Here is an 18,087-nt window from a genome sequence, read left to right on the forward strand (position 1 = left end):
CTATTTTAGATTCGGTCGGTCAATACAAGCACTTGCCAAAGCCATGGTAATGAGCGAATAAGGAGTAATGGCTTTAAATGAGCGAGCAAAAAACAGATCAGGATTTGGTCAGACTGGTTCAAGCAGGCAACAAGAACGCATTTAATCTCTTAGTGGTGCGGCATCAAAATAAGGTTATGAATATCGTTTCTCGCTACGTCAAAAACAGCGGGGATGTTGCCGATGTAACGCAAGAAGCGTTCATTAAAGCATACCGAGCGCTTCCGAATTTTAGGGGCGATAGTCAGTTTTACACGTGGCTATATCGTATTGCAGTAAATAGTGCGAAGAATTATTTGACTTCGCAAAGTCGAAAGCCACCCGCAAGCGATGTTGATGCTCAAGAAGCCGATTTTTATGAGGGCAGTGACGCGCTTAAAGAAAATGCGTCGCCTGAACGTACTCTCTTGTCAGAAGAGCTACAGAAAAAGCTTTTTGCAACGATTGAAGGCTTACCAGACGACCTGAGAGCAGCGATTACCTTGAGGGAAATCGAAGGTTTGAGTTATGAAGAAATTGCAGCGGTAATGGAGTGCCCAGTGGGCACGGTGCGTTCTCGTATTTTCAGAGCGCGTGAAGCAATAGATAAGGTTATTGTGCCGCTAACTGAAAATTAATGAAACTTAGTGTGCAATGCTTGGTCAGATATTTTGATTGGGTGTTCCATTGTTTTTATGTACTATTGAGTACGCAAGTCATTGTCACTGAACGTGAGTAATGGATTGCACGCAGTAAGTACAAATGAGCAATCAGTGCGCTAGAAATTAAAAATGCTGGAAAAGCAGGAACTCGTGTATGATACAAGAGATTGAAAATATATCATCGATGGTTGATGGTGAAGGGGATAGTGCGGAACATGCAAAAGCAATCTTAAGCGATGCGCTTTTGCAACAAAAATGGAAGCGATATCACCTCACTCGAGATTTGATGCGTAATGATATGTCATCGGATATCAACTTCGATGTCAGTAGTAGGATTGCCAAGGCACTTGAAAATGAAATGCCCATAGTTGCGCCAAAACCGTCTTGGCGAGATCTTCCAGTCGTGTCTGCGGTTATTCCTATCGTTAAGCAAAGCAGTCAACTGGCAATGGTTGCATGTGTGACAGCGATGGTTATTTTTGGTTATCAGACGTACAATCAGCCAGAAATCACGCAACCATTTACTACTGCTCCACCCGTTATTGGTCCTCAAGGGGGACTTGCACCGGTGAGTTTGCAGCAAACTCGTAATTTAGAAGAAGACCGGTTAGAACGCCTCCTTGAGCAGCGCAAGCAAATTAACGCATTAATTGAAGACCATCAGCGTCAATTAAAATTTAAGCAAGTTCCAGAAATAGTAAAAGACGCGCAAGAACCGCGCTAATATGTCTTGGTATAGGGCTCAAAACCACCGCATTCGACCATGCTTCGTGTCCGGTGGTTTTTTATTGCTATTTTCAATGATTCAGGCCTCGTTCGCATTTGCGCAAGACCTTTCCTTGCAAGATGCTCCCGCAACCAATGGCCCGTCGCAAGACTCGCGCTCTGATTCTAATGTTCAGAACAGTCGCTTCGATAGAATGTCCGCCCTGTCTTGGATGGAACGTTTAATTAATGAAGTTCAAAGCAATTCTTTTGAGATGGTTTTTGTGGTCTCATCCAATAAACGCGAGACCTTGCCGTATATGTGGCGCAAAGGAAAAATGCCTGATGATAGTGTAATAGAGCAACTCAGTTTGTTAAACGGTCCGGGCTTTGAACAAGTGTCGCATAACAATCAGGTAAGTATTTTTGAGCCAGGTTTTGCGCCCTACAGTGTTCACGGAACCGCAGTAAGAGGGCCCATTCCGCGCGCATTAATCTATGACGGTATTGACTATACCCAAGCATATGACGTGCTGCTGATGGGACGAAACCGAATCGCCGGACGCATGGCTCAACAAGTGCGCATTATTAGTAAAGATAAGTCTCGTTTCGGCTACCACATATGGTTAGATGAACAAAGTGGGCTTTTGCTGAAACTTGATATGCATGACCTCGACGGCAGTCTTTTACAGCAAATTCAGGTGACACAACTATCGGTTTCAAATCAAGTTAATGAGGTATTTAGGAATTTTTCTGTAGACCAACTTCCCGTTCCAAGTGCCAGTGTTTCAGCTAATAACCAAGATTTAAATTGGCGTGTGGATTACATGCCAAAAGGTATGAAGGTACTCAAGCAAGATATCCATCGCATTGAACGGACGGGGCAGTTAACTGAATATATGCTCCTGTCGGATGGTTTGGTGGATGTGTCTGTATACGTGATGCGAGCTAATAATGCCTTTACAGAGGATGTCGCTATTGCGTCTAACTCTCACGCTGTGGTGTCAAAAACAGACGGGCGGGTGCAGGTCACAGTTGTTGGCGAAATTCCAGTTACCACAGCCGATAAAATTGCTGAATCTATAGTGCTGATAGAGCCTGCAAGTGACCTTGAGCAAGGGGCAAGCGACTCCGGCGCTGGAAATTCATAGGCAGAAATGATGCGATGATTGAAGAAATCGGCAAAGTTGTTGCGGTAGAACCGGGTTTTGCTTGGGTAGAAACAAGAGTCAAAACCACATGCGGTGCTTGTGCGGCAAACGATAATTGCGGCACCGGCTTAGTTGCAAAGGCCTTCTCACCAAAGCCGGAACACCTTCGCGTCTCAACTCCCAGTCCACTCAGTATCGGCCAAAGTGTAAAAATTGGTATCCCAGAGCAACATTTGTTAAGTGCTTCTATGTGGCTTTATCTCGTGCCCGTTTGTGTACTCATGTTCAGTGCACTAGTGTTTCAAGCACTAGTTTCATTTGAATGGCTTGTAATTTTATGCAGTTTTTTATGTACTTTCGCGTCTTACTGGATAATTTCCAAACGCTTTAAATCTGACATTCGCAAGCAAGAATTTGCCCCTGTTTTTTTAGGTGCTACGCTCGAGCCAATGATGACTAAGAAGCATGAAATTCCTCTCAAAAAGCTATAGCTTCACTTTTGGTTCGCATGCCACCGCCTTTGCGCAGCCGTAAGGGCAATAATACGTTCAAAGCAGGTGTAAAGCGCGACATTAACGATAGTTTAGTCGCAATTTATGTGCGAAATCTGTAATATCCGCCTACTAAACAGAAAGCACTATAAAGGCGCGATTTTGCGCAGCGTAATTAGGGTTTGTCGTCACATATGCAATTAAAACATATTCGTAATTTTAGCATTATCGCTCACATCGACCATGGCAAGTCCACCTTGTCTGATCGCTTAATCCAAGAATGCGGTGGCTTAACGCAGCGTGAAATGGCTGAGCAAGTTCTAGACTCAATGGACATTGAGCGCGAACGCGGAATTACTATCAAAGCGCAAAGCGTTACCCTTTATTACGATGCGCAAGACGGTGAGCGCTACCAGCTCAACTTTATTGATACTCCAGGCCACGTCGATTTTACCTATGAAGTTTCGCGCTCACTTGCGGCATGCGAGGGTGCACTGTTGGTAGTTGATGCAGGTCAGGGCGTTGAAGCGCAAACGCTTGCAAATTGCTACACCGCTATCGATATGGATATGGAAGTGGTTCCTATTTTGAACAAAATCGACTTGCCGCAAGCGGAGCCTGACAGAGTTGCCGAAGAAATTGAAGATATCGTAGGCATTGACGCGATAGAAGCAGTGCAGTGTTCAGCAAAAACAGGCGTTGGTATTATTGATGTACTGGAAGAAATTGTAAATAAAGTACCGCCCCCAGAAGGTGATGCAGATGCTCCACTTGAAGCCTTAATTATTGACTCGTGGTTTGATAACTACCAAGGCGTAGTGTCATTAGTCCGAATTGTAAATGGTGAACTGCATTCAAAAGACAAAATTCAAATCATGTCAAACGGTGCAGTGCATCAGGCTGACAAGATTGGCGTATTTACCCCAAAACAAACCGAAACCAAAGTGCTAAAAACAGGTGAGGTAGGTTTCATTATTGCTGGTATCAAAGAGATTCACGGGGCGCCAGTGGGAGACACGATTACGCTTTCAAAACGTCCAGCTGAGAAAGCACTTCCTGGATTTAAGAAAATCAAACCGCAAGTTTATGCGGGTTTATTTCCAGTCAGCTCTGACGACTATGAAGACTTTCGTGACGCCCTGGCAAAATTAAGCCTAAACGACGCATCGCTATTTTATGAACCAGAAAGTTCAGCAGCGTTAGGTTTTGGATTTAGAATTGGATTTTTGGGTATGCTGCATATGGAGATTATCCAAGAGCGCCTTGAGCGAGAATATGATCTAGATTTAATCACTACCGCTCCTACCGTAGTGTATGAGGTAGTGACAACTAAAGGTGAAACGCTAAAAGTTGACAATCCCTCTAAGCTTCCAGCAGTGAACGATATCGAGCAAATTAGGGAGCCTATTGTAACTGCCAATATACTCGTTCCTCAGGAATTTTTAGGAAATGTGATAACGCTATGTGTCGAAAAGCGCGGCGTGCAAACCCATATGTCATATCATGGCAAGCAAGTTGCCATCACCTACGATATGCCGATGGCGGAAGTTGTATTAGACTTTTTTGACCGCTTAAAATCTACCAGTCGCGGTTTTGCTTCTTTGGACTATAATTTTAGCAAGTTCGAAGCTGCAGATATGGTACGTTTAGATATCCTGATAAACGCGGAACGTGTGGACGCTTTGGCTCTGATTACGCATAAAGACAATGCGCAATATCGTGGTAGAGAGCTTGTTGAAAAACTGCGTGAGCTTATTCCGCGACAGATGTTTGATATCGCGATTCAAGCCGCAATTGGCAATCACGTAATTGCGCGAAGCACAGTAAAGCAGTTGCGTAAAAACGTTATAGCAAAGTGTTACGGCGGCGATGTAAGTCGAAAGAAAAAGCTTTTGCAGAAGCAAAAGGAAGGTAAAAAACGCATGAAGCAAGTTGGCAATGTTGAGTTACCCCAAGATGCATTTTTAGCCATATTGAAGGTTGATAATTAATGGCGAATTATTTCTCTATATTTTTAGTATTGGTCAGCGCTGTAACAGGCTTAGTCTGGTTGGCATGGGCCTTTTACTTAGCACCCAAAAGAGCTGCAGAGCTACAGCATACTTCTAGCGCCAGTGTATCTGGGGCAAGTGAGTCAGGCAGATCCGCGCTTATTCAGGACGAGGTGGAAATGCCGGCTTGGGTGGACACCTGTGTACAAATGTTCCCAATATTTTTTGGTGTGATGATTTTTCGGTCCTTCATTTACGAGCCTTTCCAAATCCCATCTGGCTCAATGATGCCGACCTTACTAGAAGGTGATTTTATACTGGTTGAAAAGTTCGCATATGGTTTAAAGGACCCCGTTTTTAGATCTGAGATTGTCGAAACTGGAGAAATCCAACGCGGTGATGTTGTCGTGTTTAAATACCCACTCGATACTAATATCGATTACATTAAACGCGTAGTAGGTCTGCCCGGTGAAACCATTATTTATAGTAACAAGCAGGTCTTTATCCAAGCACCGTGCGAGCCTGGAAAGCTTTGCGAGCGTCCACAGCCAGTTTCACTCGAGTCCTTAGGCGATAGCGAGTTTATTCAACGTGGCGTTGCATTAGATCTTTTCAACGAAAAGTTGGGTGATGTAGAGCATCAGATTCTTAGAAATCCCGGTAACCCTTCTCCTGCCTATAAATACGATGTACCGGATGGTCATTACTTTGTGTTAGGTGACAACCGCGACAATAGCCAAGACAGTCGTTTCTGGGGCTTTGTGCCCGAAGAAAACTTAGTCGGCAAAGCGACGTTTATTTGGATTAGCTTTGATTTCGGGCGTCAAGAGAAGGATTTTCTTCCTACATGGGTGCCCACCGGAGTGCGCTTTGAGCGCGTGGGTTCAATAAAGTAAGACTTGCCAAAGTATTAATAGGGTGCAGACTCTGAATAAAATAAACTACGCTCCCTTATATGAGAGTATTGGTCATGTATTTAACGACATCTCCTTATTAGAGCAGGCTCTAACGCATAGAAGTGCAGGAAAGCGTCACAACGAGCGACTCGAATTCTTGGGTGACGCCGTGTTGGGCATGTGCATTGCAGATTCCTTGTATGAAAAATTTCCAGAGCAGCCCGAGGGTACACTAACGCGTATGCGGTCAAATTTGGTTAAGGGCGCGACGCTGGCCGACATTGCGCGTGAGTTAAATATCGGTGGCCTTTTAAAATTAGGCTCTGGCGAAATGAAAAGCGGTGGTCATCGCCGAGACTCCATATTGGCAGATTGTGTTGAAGCATTGCTGGGTGCTATTTATCTGGAATCTGGTATTGATGCGGTTAGGGGAGTCATTGCTAAGTTATACAAAGAGAGAATTGAGCAGTTAGACCCTAATGTACAAATAAAAGACAGCAAGACTCAACTACAGGAATACCTACAGTCGCGAAGGCTAGAGCTACCGGCTTACAACGTGGTTAAAGTGACGGGTAAAGACCATGCTCAGACCTTTACCGTATCTTGCGATGTGCATGAACTTCAACTAAATGCGCAGGCCATCGGAAAAAGTCGCAGGATAGCTGAGCAAAAAGCGGCACATTTGATAATCGAAAAACTATCAACCGAGAAACACCCAAAATGATCAATACACACAGCGGTATGGTAGCAATAGTAGGGCGACCAAATGTTGGTAAGTCTACTATTTTAAATGCCATTCTCGGGCAAAAAGTGAGTATCACCTCGCGCAAGCCGCAAACGACTCGTCATCGTATAATGGGTATAGACACGCAAGATAACAAACAAGCAGTTTATGTTGATACACCGGGTCTTCACATTGAAGAAAAACGCGCCATAAATCGCCTAATGAATCGAGCAGCTGCAAGCTCTTTAGGTGATGTGTTTTTGGTGCTGTTTGTGGTGGAGGGAACGCGTTGGACTGAGGACGACGAGCTAGTCCTGACTAAGATCAAGCAGTCGGGACTCCCATGTTGGTTGGTAGTGAATAAGATTGACAAAGTAGAGCCGCAATCGCTTTTGCTGGAAACCTTGCAAACGCTGAGTGAGAAACACGATTTTGACAATATACTGCCCATTTCAGCGAAGCAGGGGAAACAAATAGAAAATCTTCGGCAACTCATTTTGTCCAAGCTGCCAATCAGTGAGTTTTATTTCCCTGAAGACTATATCACGGACCGTTCTAGCCGCTTTATGGCGGCAGAGATCATTCGCGAAAAGTTAATGCGTTTTACAGGTGATGAGCTTCCTTATTCTGTTACGGTAGAAATTGAGCAGTTTAAACTAACCGCTAATGGTATATACCATATTCATGGCTTGATTTTGGTAGAAAGAGAAAGTCAAAAACGTATGGTAATCGGTAAAGGCGGTCAGCATCTAAAAACCATAGGCGCTGAAGCACGCAAAGACATGGAGGCGCTTTTTGACAACAAGGTGTTTCTCGAATTATGGGTGAAAGTGAAGTCTGGCTGGGCAGATGATGAAAGAGCGCTAAGATCCTTAGGGTACGATAGCGATTATAAGCGCTGAGCTTACATTCTTATGCTTGAGCTAAATATGTGTTGGTGATGAACTAGGTGATGGTATGAAAGCACTGCATGAGTTTCGAAAAGAATATACGCTTGGCCGACTGACCGAGGAACAATTGACCAAAGCACCAATCGACTTATTTCGAACGTGGCTACAGGATGCTATTGACGCCAATTTACCTGACCCAAACGCAATGACGGTGGCAACAGTTGATGCAAACGGGCGTCCATCACAGCGCATTGTGCTGCTCAAAGATGTTTCGGATGACGGTTTTGTGTTTTATACCAACCTAGGGAGTAATAAAGCAAAAGATTTAGCTAAAACACCAGCGATATCAATCCACTTCCCATGGTATTTTTTGGAGCGACAGGTTAGCGTACAAGGCACAGCGCAAAGACTCACCAGAGCACAAGAAGCAAGCTACTTTTTGTCTCGACCAAAAGAGAGTCAACTTGGTGCATGGGCCTCGCAGCAAAGCCGCCCCATTTCGACGCGAGAGCTACTGCTTACTCAGTTTCATCAAATGAAAGAGAAATTTGCAAAAGGTGATATACCGTTACCAGACTTTTGGGGTGGATATTTGGTGAAACCTCATAGAATAGAGTTTTGGCAAGGTGGCGAGCATAGGCTTCATGACCGTTTTGAGTATATGCGACAAGAAGATAACTCATGGACCACTCAACGATTAATGCCCTAGCAAGGCCGTTGTTATGCCGGTTTACCAGCACATGATTAATTGTGACAATGATTGATAGCCATTGTCATATTGACCTTCCTGCATTCGATAAGGATCGCGACGAAGTCATTAGAAGCGCCCAAGCGAATGGCGTTTCCAGAATCTTGGTACCCGGCTTAGATTTCACTCAAGTCCAAAAACTGCTTGTTCTCAAGAAAACCTTCCCCCTGTTGGATATTGCGGCAGGCTTTCACCCTTATTATCTAGACGCGATAGGCGAAGAGAATTTTGAATCACAACTAGGCTTGATGAGCGATTGGATAGCTCAACATATTGCGCATATAGTCGCCATCGGTGAGTTTGGTATGGACGGCAGTTTGAGATTGAATAAGGCATTCCAGGAGCGAGTCTTTGTTAGTCAGCTCAGACTAGCTTCTGCTTACAAATTACCCGTGATTTTGCATCATAGGCAATCCCATAACGATCTGATACGTTTGTTAAAGCAAGAGAAATTTGGCTACGGCGGCGTCGTTCATGCATTTTCAGGCAGCGAGCAAATAGCGCAAACATATATTGATATGGGATTTTGTCTGGGTGTAGGAGGCACTATTACCTATCCTCGAGGCGCTAAGACTCGCCTGACACTTGCAAAGGTATCTGTAAATGCATTAATGCTGGAGACAGACGCTCCTGATATGCCGATTTATGGTTATCAAGGCCAGCGTAATACGCCACAACGTTTGGGTTTAATTGCAGATGCAATAGCCGATGTTATGCAGATGGCGCGTTCTGAGCTAGTTGAAGTAACGACGGCAAACTATCTGCGCGTGTTTTCTTCTGGGCCATCGTGGGCATCAGCGAGTCCATCCGAATTAAGATAGCTGTATTTAAATTTATAGAAAAATCGCGTTAGCAACACGCTAATGATAATCGTCATCACGATGGTCAGTATGCTTTGCGATAGCTGGTTGCGATTAAATTCCTGATGATGCTCGGTGATCTCATCTCTATTCAAGATAAGCTTTATATAACCTAAGGTGGTGTTATCAAGTACAATGTCTTCAACAAAAACAAGGGGCTCATATTGCTTTTCTGACATCATTTCAATGACGGAAAAACGATTATCCTCATCCGATAGCTTAACGCCCATCTGATCAAATACTACTGCGCCTTCAATGAACATACCGCTATTTAGCATATCAATATACTGATTGAGTGCTACATTGTCTTTATCAGACATAGGCTGCGACAATAGTTTTGCTGCTTGCAGGGTTAAGCTTCGCCCTAATTGCTCAGATTCAATTTCATACCATTGCTGAGCACTTTTCGCATGCATAATGTATAAATTAATCGCAATCGCCACGCTACACACGAGCAAAACTAAGCTAGATAAGCGTTTGAATATTGACTTATTATGCTGCGTGATCACCGTTGCCAAAGTAGGCTGTGTCCTTCCATTGTATTTGTCATAAGACCTCAGACCGTAACGGAAAATCCAATTTTTGCCAAGATAAATAATAAACAAAGACAAACACGCTCTAGTTTACTCTATTTAATCTCAACTCGGGATAAGCGATAGTGCAAATGTTTGTTTTAACGATGTATTTAATAAATTATCACTACTTGGCGCTGTCGCTTATCCCGAGTTGAGGTTATTTATCAAATCGGTATGATTGCACTCCCTGTTCTCGATTGTAGTTAAATTGCATGCTTTACGCACACACCATAGCCAACACATCGCTTTGTCAGCAACGGGATATTGCAAAAGACACTGACGCCTTCGATAGTAACGCGGTGTTGTTAACCTGCTTATCAAACGGCGCAGAGGTCTTTGTGGATGTTCTAGCTAACGAAGATAAATGGCTTCTTCCCGTTTCTTTGGGTAGTGCAGCATCATGCACTGTAATTCAAGCAGCTGCACCAAATATAAACACTGACAACCTAAGTGCAGTATTGTCGCTTGCGGGTGAAAGCATCTCTTTTGGAGCGATTTCACAAATATTACGCGCCTTATTCGGTAATGAAACTTTATTTATGTTGAAGTTAAACCCCTTGTGCGAAAAATTTGGTAACACAGCGGTCGATGTCTGGGCAGACGCAAAAACACTTGTGAGCATCAATCCTCATATCAGAGCGCAGCTGTCGCAAGAACATCGTATAGACATTATTCGTAAAGCAAATGCCAAACTTCATGAGCCTGGCTTGTTGGTGATGGATATGGATAGCACGGTCATCGCAATGGAGTGTATCGATGAAATTGCAGGTCTAGCGGGTGTGAAAGAGCAAGTGTCTGCAGTGACTGAGCGTGCTATGCGAGGCGAGATTCCGTTTACGCAAAGTTTACACGACCGCGTCGCATGTTTAGAGGGCGTAAAAGCCTCAGATTTACTGACCATTCGCAAACGCATACCTTATATGCCAGGCTTTATCAAAAGTATGCTCATTCTTAAAGCGTTTGGATGGCGACTGATTATTGCGTCTGGAGGATTCACCTTCTTTGCTAACTATGTAAAACAAAGCGCCGATCTGGATGATGCCTTTAGCAATGACTTAGAAATTGTTGATGGCACGCTAACAGGTAAAGTAAAAGGAAAAGTGGTTGATGGTCAAGAAAAAGCCAATATCCTTTTGCACTGCAAACAGAAGTTTAAAATAAGTGAAATGCAAACGGTTGCGATTGGCGATGGTGCGAACGATTTAATGATGATGGCCAAGGCAGGCACTTCAGTCGCCTTTCGAGCAAAAGCTACCGTCGAAGAGAAAGCCGATAGTGCGATTTTTCACTGCGGTTTTGAAGGGCTTTTGTACGCTCTAAACTAAATAACCTGAATCCTGTTTAAGGAATAGTGCAAGCCCTACCAAAAGTTATTGGTAGCGCATCCTAACTTCATCCGAGATCTCGGTTAAAAAGATGCAACCTGCAATATCCCACATTTTTTCTTCAAAATGCGTGGCTTTGTGAATGGCGTATTGTCCCAGATAAAACAATTCGTGCTCGACCTTTTCAAGGTCTGGCTTTAACGCTTTATTTATGGTGACCTTGAAGGCATAAAACGCACCATTGTGCTTGGCTTTTTGCATGAACTGCTGCTTCGCATGATGGGTTCGTAATTGATAGTGCCAACGTGCGTTAATCTGGCTTACGCGACCGGTCTTATCAACTTTGCAGGCCAGGTATATTTCTGTGCTAATGGGCTTTGGATCTATCCTTAATAGTTTTAATGCTTGTTTTACAAAGGGTTCGGGTAAAGTATCATCTTGATATAGCCAACTTAAGTCTGTCGCAGTGCTGTCGTGCTGGTTATCGAGTATTTGCATCCACTGTGCTCTGGGTGGATTAAGCGTGGTCATTGATGGCAGAAAACCTTGGGGCTTTTTTTCTACATAGGCACAAAACTGCGTGCTTGCGCGGGCATGAATTGCCCGCAGAGCATGACTCATGCCGGGCATTGACTCTTCAGTGTTTATCGCGGGTAGGCGGTCGATGTTGCTGTCAATCAACTCTGCAAAAAACTGTTCCGCAATGCTATTTTCATCCTCTGAAACGGCCTCTAAATGCAATATATGCTTATCCGCGCTGCTGTGCTTGACCCTATAGTGTAAGTTGGTTAACTCAAAGTCTTGCGTTAAGCCTTGCAATTTAACAAAACTGACTTGCACTTTTGAATGAAGTCTGTGCATATAAGGCTCATTTAGCTCAAGCTTTAACCCGCTGACTGAGACATCTTCGGTCACGCCTTCAATCACATGCAGCGAGGTTTTTACGAGTACGGAGGTTCTAAGTACATATCTAGTCTGGCGTCTAAGTTCGGTGGCTTTGTGCCTGAAGCTGTCAATCGCAAGCGGCGGTTTGTTGCGCGGATGTCCGAACACGCTCAATCGCTTTATAAAGTCTTTTTTCAACGCACGTTTTTGATAGCTTTCTTGAGCATGTTGGTCGGTAATATCACTGACAGAAATCATCGATGTGATTGCACAAAGTCTTCCTTGCAGTCGCGGCGATGGTGGACGATTGAGTGCATCTATATCTTTGCTTATGCCATCTGGAACAGATGATGGATTGATGCCTTGACCGGCAACAACGTCAGAGAAGGTGAGTTTATAGACTCGCCAACTGACTTTTCGCGCGCCATAGGCTAAAAAAGTGTCCATTAACGCCATCTGAGATTCGAGCTCCTGCTGGGAGGCGCTGTAAAAATACACTTTATTATCTTTGACATGATTAAAGCAGTACACCAACATCGATGCATGTGGGCTATCATCTTGCGCCAAAACGGTTATTCGCTCTTGATTAACGAGGTAGCCAAGCACCAGCTCCATCTTTTCAGTTTCCCAGTATTCTAAAATCTGCGCGCTATTGGAATTGGTGCTCACATACCTTGCTTGTGCTTTCCCTTGTGCATCTGTTTCTATAAATACTGGTAGGGTTGGTGTATTGTTGGCAAAGCTTTGCTCATAGATTTTGCTTGATACCGCCATTTCTACATTATCTAAATTCACTTTATAACGACGCTTATACAAGCTTAGAAGCTGACTTATATAAGCATCAAGCAGGTGGCCGCTTTGAACAGTGCTTCTGCTGGGGTCGTTTGTCATCATAGGTGCGTCTGCACGCTTTAGATGAATTTGAGTCTTAACGTGGCTACCACTGACACCAAGCACGTGGTAGCTAAACGGCGTCTTGTTAATTTTGCTGTCTCTGTCGGCAGAGCGGAAAATAATTGAGACGCGTTGTTGAGCTTTTAATAGCTTAAGCTCAGACGCCTCCTTTAGGCGTATTTTCAAACCGTTGATGGATATATCCAACGTGGTTGCGTGCACGCTTGTATTGTCCTCAAAGAACAGCTCTATTGGCGTGACATAGTTCAAGCGCTCTTCAATTCTAACCGGGTAATTCAACAATGCCTGACACGCTGTCACATATTGCTGTTGAGGCAGTGATATTTCGCTATGCGCCATCGCTGGAATAAGAGCTTGTTGCTCAAATCGCTGCTTTTCAGAAATGGCGAAGTCTTGCATTCCCCCGTATACCGCAAAGTTATACAGTCCGTATCGCTTGATCAGTTTTTCGAAATGCAGAATACCGTTAAGATGCAAAAAATGTTCGATACCTTGAAAGCTGTATAGCCTGCATTCGTCTTTTACTTTGCTTCTAAAATCAATCACCCGAATGCAAGGCTTTGCTAATCGCTTCGCCTCCATTTTGATTAAAAATCGAGTCTCGTTGCTCAAGCGTTGTGTACGCCGCTTCAATTCGACATCAAAATTGCTTTGATTGACTAAGGGTGTGAGTGAGTGAATGATGTCTGTATAGGGGACAAGGTCTGGACTCATCATGAATAAGATCAGCGCTCATAGGGTTAAACTGCTATATTGATAATGTATCGGAAAAATGATGAAAAACTGTAACAAACTCGCATCTTTGTATTTTTAACGAGACATGAGGTCATGGCATCAATATGGCAAAAAAGAAAACCGCATTCGTCTGTAGTGATTGTGGCAGTGAACATCCGCGTTGGCAAGGTCAGTGCAAAGATTGCCGCGCATGGAACACCTTGAGCGAGATTGTCTTACAAAGCAGTAATGAAGTTCAGAGTCAAGTTAGGAGCGGATTTGCGGGCGCGACAGCTGCTAAAATAGAAACCCTCAATCAGATTGACTTATCAGCATTACCTCGCTTTACTTCTGGCCTAAAGGAGCTCGACAGAGTATTGGGTGGCGGCATTGTCCCTGGCTCTGCAATACTGATTGGCGGCTCACCTGGCGCGGGGAAAAGTACGCTTCTTTTGCAGGTCATGTGTTACTTGGCACAAGGCTCAAGTGTGCTGTACGTTACCGGTGAGGAGTCACTTCAGCAGGTCGCGATGCGCGCTAAACGCCTGCAGCTTCCTGACGACAAACTGCAATTACTTAGTGAAACCAACGTAGACACCATCTGTCATCTGGCACTTCAAAATAAGCCAAATGTGATGGTGATTGACTCTATACAAGTAATGCATATGTCTGATATTAGCTCAGCGCCGGGCGGAGTATCTCAGGTAAGAGAGAGCGCCGCTGCATTAACCCGTTTTGCAAAGCAACATCATATCGCCATGTTCATTGTGGGTCATGTCACAAAAGACGGCTCTCTCGCCGGGCCCAAAGTGCTAGAGCACTGCATTGATTGTTCTATGATGCTTGAGGGTGAATCTGACGGACGCTTTAGAACGCTCAGAGGCATAAAGAATCGTTTTGGTGCAATTAATGAGCTAGGTGTATTTGCGATGACTGAAAAAGGCATGCAAGAAGTCTCAAATCCATCCGCAATATTTTTAAATCGTCAGCAAGAACAATCTGCGGGCAGTATCGTCATGTCAGTGTGGGAGGGAACACGTCCCTTACTTGTCGAAATCCAAGCTCTCGTTGACTACAGTCAGATATCTAATCCTCGACGAGTAGCGGTGGGGCTGGACCATAATCGACTCGCCATGTTGCTGGCCATTATGCATCGTCACGGGAATATACAAATGAACGACCAAGACGTGTTTGTAAATGTCGTGGGCGGTGTTAAAGTGAGCGAAACCAGTGCTGATTTGGCTGTCTTATTAGCCATGCTTTCGAGTTTTCGAAGCCGCATACTCCCTAAAGGCTTAATTGCCTTCGGTGAGGTTGGCTTATCTGGGGAAATTAGGCCAGTACCAAACGGTACTGACCGATTGACAGAAGCGGCTAAGCATGGGTTTACCAAAGCTATCGTACCGAAAGCCAATCAGCCAAAAAAAGCAATCCAGGGAATAGAAGTGATAGCGTGTGCGCGATTATCTGAAGCCTTAGAGGCCATTTAAGCCTCTAAGCCAAGTATTCATTTCTAGCTAATCTTTTTATATTTCAAACGATGAGGCTCTACCACATCTTGACCATAGGTGTCTTTGAGCCAAGCCGCATATTCCGTATAGTTACCCTCATAGAAGTTGATCTTACCTTCGTCTCGGTAATCCATAATGTGCGTTGCAACACGGTCTAAAAACCAGCGATCGTGCGAAATCACCATCACACATCCCGGGAACTCTAATATGGCATTTTCTAAGGCACGCAAGGTTTCCACGTCAAGATCGTTGGTTGGCTCATCTAGCAGTAGGGTATTTCCACCCGCTTTAAGAAGCTTTGCCAGATGTAGACGATTGCGTTCACCGCCTGATAAATCTTTGACAAACTTTTGCTGATCGGTGCCTTTAAAATTAAAGCGAGAGCAATAAGCACGACTGTTAATCTCAAAGCTGCCTATGCGTATAATATCTTGGCCCTCGGATAGCTCTTGAAACACCGTGCCGGTCTCATTCATATTGTTTCTGAACTGGTCGACACTGGCAATTTGGACGCTTTCGCCAATTTCAATCGTGCCTGAATCTGGTGTTTCTTTGCCGGTAAGCATTTTAAACAGGGTCGATTTACCTGCGCCGTTGGGTCCAATAATGCCAACGATTGCACCTTTGGGTACTTTGAATGAAAGGTCGTCGATGAGCAGGCGATCACCATAAGACTTTTTCAAATGGCTAACTTCGATCACTTTATCACCCAAGCGCTCCCCGGGGGGAATAAACAGCTCGTTGGTTTCGTTCCGCTTTTGATAGTCATTGGTATTTAGCTCTTCAAACTTCGCCATTCTTGCTTTGCTTTTTGCCTGGCGACCCTTGGGATTACTTCGCACCCATTCAAGCTCTTGCTTAATCGACTTTTGGCGCGCGTTTTCTGCTCGCTCCTCTTGCTCAAGTCTCGCGTCTTTTTGCTCCAACCAGCTAGAGTAATTACCTTCCCAGGGGATCCCTTCTCCCCTGTCGAGCTCTAAAATCCAACCAGCGACATTATCCAGAAAATACCTATCGTGCGTAATGGCAACAACGGTTCCTTCGTAATCATGTAAAAAGCGCTCTAACCAAGCGACTGATTCAGCATCTAGATGGTTTGTCGGCTCATCGAGAAGCAGCATTTCAGGCTTTTCTAACAGCAACTTACATAGGGCGACTCGGCGTTGTTCGCCGCCAGAAAGTTTGCTGACGTCTGCATCCCAAGGTGGAAGGCGCAAGGCGTCGGCAGCCCGTTCGAGCGCGTTGTCGAGATTATGCCCATCTTTGCTTTGAATAATAGCTTCAAGTTCGCCTTGCTCTTTGGCCAGTGCGTCAAAATCTGCACCGTCTTCCGCATAGGCGGCATAGACCTCATCTAAGCGTTTGAGAGCATGAACGACATCTTCGACCGCCTCTTCAATATTTCCGCGCACATCTTTACTCTCGTTTAACTTAGGTTCTTGAGCCAGATAACCGACTTTTAACCCGGGCTGCGGCCGTGCTTCGCCCTCAATGTCGGTATCAAGACCGGCCATGATTTTAAGCAGTGTTGATTTACCCGCGCCATTTAAACCTAAAACCCCTATTTTGGCGCCTGGGAAAAAACTGAGGGAAATGTTCTTGAGAATGTGACGGTTAGGAGGCACGACTTTGCCAACCCTATGCATACTATAAACAAATTGGGCCATAATTAACTCTTAAAAGCTCATGAATATTGAAACGCCTTGCAAAGACATGGTGGTCTCATATGCAAGCGAAAAGGTTATTGTAGTCGACTTAGACTGCAGATAACACTATTGAAGGTATTCACCGGCAACAAACTTGTTTGCAAGATATTGTTTCGCATCACATAATGATGCTTATCATACATGCTTGCGTTCATCGTCAGGCATCTCATCTTAGATATTCTTAACAGGACATGCGTATGCCTTATTCATTATTAGAGCTTGCCAAACATATCGGTGGTCACGTTGTTGGCGATAATGACCATCAGATTTCGTCAATGGCGACTCTGGCAAGTGCCAATAATGAGCAATTATCTTTTTTATCCAATAGCAAATATGCAAGTGAGCTGGAAAACACACAGGCAGGTGGCGTAATACTCAACGAAGCGCAGGCAAAAGCGTACAAAGGGAATGCCATTGTCTGTCAAAATCCTTATCTTGGATATGCCTTGATATCGCAATTATTGGACCCAAGTCCTAAACCCCAGCCAGGAATTTCAAAATTAGCAAACATCCATGATAGCGCTAAGTTAGGAGAGAATGTATCTATTGCAGCAGGCGCTTACATCAGCGAAGAGGTCACTATTGGTGACAATGTTTCGATTAGTAGTGGCGTATTTATCGGTCCTGGCGCTCGCATTGGCGACGGATGTCACTTGCGTGCAAACGTAAGCATTTATCATCACGTCATACTTGATAAAAACGTATCCATTCATAGCGGAACGGTTGTAGGTTCCGACGGATTTGGATATGCAAATGACAAAGGGGCATGGATAAAAATCCCTCAAACCGGCTCAGTACGTATCGGTGCAAATACCGAAATTGGTGCAAACGCTTGTATTGACCGCGGCGCGTTAGACGATACCGTTATTGGCAAAAACTGCATCATAGATAATCTAGTGCAGATTGCGCATAATTGCGTGATTGGCGACTATTCGTGTATTTGTGGCCATACCGGCATAGCCGGGTCGGTGTCCATTGGAAAGCATGTCGTAATTGCTGGGAGTGTGGGGATCAACGGCCACATTAACATTTGTGACAATGTGCAGGTCACCGGTTTTTCTATGGTAACTAAGAGCATTACCGAGCCCGGTGTTTATTCATCAGGTATCCCAGTGTCGCCCACTCGGGAGTGGCAAAAAAATACAGTTAAACTGCGAAACATCGACAAACTCTACGAGCGCGTAAAGTCTTTAGAGCGTCAAGCGAAAGTCTAACGATATGCTACCAATCTGCTTGTCAAAGCAGTAAAGAATCACGCGCAAATGATTGTGGTTTATTTTGCTTTTCACCCTATACAAAAGTCTGAATTGTTTTAGAATA

At 44.4% G+C, this 18,087-nt stretch carries 16 protein-coding genes; 13 read left to right on the forward strand and 3 right to left on the reverse strand.

From position 1 onward, the window contains the following. The first annotated feature begins 77 nt into the window (after window positions 1-77). From rpoE to PN836_RS18025, 10 genes are all read left to right on the forward strand, one after another. Entirely contained in the window at window positions 78-656 is a 579-nt protein-coding gene (gene rpoE / locus PN836_RS17980; protein WP_395340965.1) for an RNA polymerase sigma factor RpoE, read from the forward strand. A 178-nt stretch (window positions 657-834) separates the two neighbouring features. Continuing rightward, window positions 835-1,404, forward strand: a complete 570-nt coding sequence (locus PN836_RS17985; RefSeq protein ID WP_395340967.1) for a sigma-E factor negative regulatory protein — start codon at window positions 835-837, stop codon at window positions 1,402-1,404. 1 nt (window position 1,405) lies between these two features. Next, window positions 1,406-2,536: a MucB/RseB C-terminal domain-containing protein gene (locus PN836_RS17990; RefSeq protein WP_395340968.1), complete on the forward strand. Its 1,131-nt coding sequence runs from the start codon at window positions 1,406-1,408 to the stop codon at window positions 2,534-2,536. 14 nt (window positions 2,537-2,550) lie between these two features. Continuing rightward, window positions 2,551-3,027, forward strand: a complete 477-nt coding sequence (locus tag PN836_RS17995; protein ID WP_395340971.1) for a SoxR reducing system RseC family protein — start codon at window positions 2,551-2,553, stop codon at window positions 3,025-3,027. Between the two features lie 194 nt (window positions 3,028-3,221). Continuing rightward, window positions 3,222-5,018 (forward strand): translation elongation factor 4, encoded by a 1,797-nt coding sequence (lepA, locus tag PN836_RS18000; protein ID WP_395340974.1) that lies wholly within the window; start codon window positions 3,222-3,224, stop codon window positions 5,016-5,018. Continuing rightward, window positions 5,018-5,914 carry a signal peptidase I gene (lepB, locus tag PN836_RS18005; protein WP_395340976.1) on the forward strand — a complete coding sequence of 299 codons (897 nt, stop codon included), beginning with the start codon at window positions 5,018-5,020 and terminating at the stop codon, window positions 5,912-5,914. The genes lepA and lepB overlap by 1 nt, the downstream gene beginning before the upstream one ends. Window positions 5,915-5,936: 22 nt before the next feature. Next, window positions 5,937-6,638, forward strand: coding sequence for a ribonuclease III (rnc, locus tag PN836_RS18010; protein WP_395340978.1), 702 nt, complete (start codon window positions 5,937-5,939; stop codon window positions 6,636-6,638). After that, window positions 6,635-7,540: a GTPase Era gene (era, locus tag PN836_RS18015; RefSeq protein WP_395340981.1), complete on the forward strand. Its 906-nt coding sequence runs from the start codon at window positions 6,635-6,637 to the stop codon at window positions 7,538-7,540. The genes rnc and era overlap by 4 nt, the downstream gene beginning before the upstream one ends. A gap of 55 nt (window positions 7,541-7,595) precedes the next feature. Then, window positions 7,596-8,237 carry a pyridoxamine 5'-phosphate oxidase gene (gene pdxH / locus PN836_RS18020; RefSeq protein WP_395340983.1) on the forward strand — a complete coding sequence of 214 codons (642 nt, stop codon included), beginning with the start codon at window positions 7,596-7,598 and terminating at the stop codon, window positions 8,235-8,237. A gap of 47 nt (window positions 8,238-8,284) precedes the next feature. After that, window positions 8,285-9,097: a TatD family hydrolase gene (locus PN836_RS18025; RefSeq protein WP_395345736.1), complete on the forward strand. Its 813-nt coding sequence runs from the start codon at window positions 8,285-8,287 to the stop codon at window positions 9,095-9,097. Here PN836_RS18025 and PN836_RS18030 read toward each other — a convergent pair. Beyond that, complete coding sequence (locus PN836_RS18030; RefSeq protein WP_395345738.1) at window positions 9,034-9,645, reverse strand: AhpA/YtjB family protein; 612 nt, start codon at window positions 9,643-9,645, stop codon at window positions 9,034-9,036. The genes PN836_RS18025 and PN836_RS18030 overlap by 64 nt on opposite strands. Before the next feature lie 278 nt (window positions 9,646-9,923). Between PN836_RS18030 and serB the strand changes: the two genes are divergently transcribed. Further along, entirely contained in the window at window positions 9,924-11,036 is a 1,113-nt protein-coding gene (gene serB, locus PN836_RS18035) for a phosphoserine phosphatase SerB (protein WP_395340985.1), read from the forward strand. Between the two features lie 45 nt (window positions 11,037-11,081). On the opposite strand, the gene PN836_RS18040 is transcribed toward serB, so the two are convergent. Then, complete coding sequence (locus PN836_RS18040; protein WP_395340987.1) at window positions 11,082-13,553, reverse strand: PilZ domain-containing protein; 2,472 nt, start codon at window positions 13,551-13,553, stop codon at window positions 11,082-11,084. 122 nt (window positions 13,554-13,675) lie between these two features. Here PN836_RS18040 and radA point away from each other — a divergent pair, with 122 nt between their 5' ends. Further along, window positions 13,676-15,040, forward strand: a complete 1,365-nt coding sequence (gene radA, locus PN836_RS18045) for a DNA repair protein RadA (RefSeq protein WP_395340990.1) — start codon at window positions 13,676-13,678, stop codon at window positions 15,038-15,040. Between the two features lie 23 nt (window positions 15,041-15,063). Here the strand turns inward: radA and ettA are convergent, their stop codons facing one another. Further along, complete coding sequence (gene ettA / locus PN836_RS18050; protein WP_395340991.1) at window positions 15,064-16,728, reverse strand: energy-dependent translational throttle protein EttA; 1,665 nt, start codon at window positions 16,726-16,728, stop codon at window positions 15,064-15,066. A 230-nt stretch (window positions 16,729-16,958) separates the two neighbouring features. On the opposite strand from ettA, the gene lpxD reads away from it, so the two are divergent. Continuing rightward, window positions 16,959-17,981: a UDP-3-O-(3-hydroxymyristoyl)glucosamine N-acyltransferase gene (gene lpxD, locus PN836_RS18055; protein ID WP_395340993.1), complete on the forward strand. Its 1,023-nt coding sequence runs from the start codon at window positions 16,959-16,961 to the stop codon at window positions 17,979-17,981. Window positions 17,982-18,087: the final 106 nt, after the last annotated feature.

The organism is Ningiella algicola, from assembly GCF_028401415.2.
In the GTDB taxonomy this organism is placed as follows: Bacteria; Pseudomonadota; Gammaproteobacteria; order Enterobacterales; family Alteromonadaceae; genus Glaciecola.

Bases quoted from the DNA above. Each gene is read 5' to 3' on its own strand.
- rpoE (WP_395340965.1), top strand. From the start codon at position 78: ATGAGCGAGCAAAAAACAGATCAGGATTTGGTCAGACTGGTTCAAGCA.
- PN836_RS17985 (WP_395340967.1), top strand. From the start codon at position 835: ATGATACAAGAGATTGAAAATATATCATCGATGGTTGATGGTGAAGGG.
- PN836_RS17990 (WP_395340968.1), top strand. From the start codon at position 1,406: ATGTCTTGGTATAGGGCTCAAAACCACCGCATTCGACCATGCTTCGTG.
- PN836_RS17995 (WP_395340971.1), top strand. From the start codon at position 2,551: ATGATTGAAGAAATCGGCAAAGTTGTTGCGGTAGAACCGGGTTTTGCT.
- lepA (WP_395340974.1), top strand. From the start codon at position 3,222: ATGCAATTAAAACATATTCGTAATTTTAGCATTATCGCTCACATCGAC.
- lepB (WP_395340976.1), top strand. From the start codon at position 5,018: ATGGCGAATTATTTCTCTATATTTTTAGTATTGGTCAGCGCTGTAACA.
- era (WP_395340981.1), top strand. From the start codon at position 6,635: ATGATCAATACACACAGCGGTATGGTAGCAATAGTAGGGCGACCAAAT.
- pdxH (WP_395340983.1), top strand. From the start codon at position 7,596: ATGAAAGCACTGCATGAGTTTCGAAAAGAATATACGCTTGGCCGACTG.
- PN836_RS18025 (WP_395345736.1), top strand. From the start codon at position 8,285: ATGATTGATAGCCATTGTCATATTGACCTTCCTGCATTCGATAAGGAT.
- serB (WP_395340985.1), top strand. From the start codon at position 9,924: ATGCTTTACGCACACACCATAGCCAACACATCGCTTTGTCAGCAACGG.
- PN836_RS18040 (WP_395340987.1), bottom strand. From the start codon at position 13,553: ATGATGAGTCCAGACCTTGTCCCCTATACAGACATCATTCACTCACTC.
- radA (WP_395340990.1), top strand. From the start codon at position 13,676: ATGGCAAAAAAGAAAACCGCATTCGTCTGTAGTGATTGTGGCAGTGAA.
- ettA (WP_395340991.1), bottom strand. From the start codon at position 16,728: ATGGCCCAATTTGTTTATAGTATGCATAGGGTTGGCAAAGTCGTGCCT.
- lpxD (WP_395340993.1), top strand. From the start codon at position 16,959: ATGCGTATGCCTTATTCATTATTAGAGCTTGCCAAACATATCGGTGGT.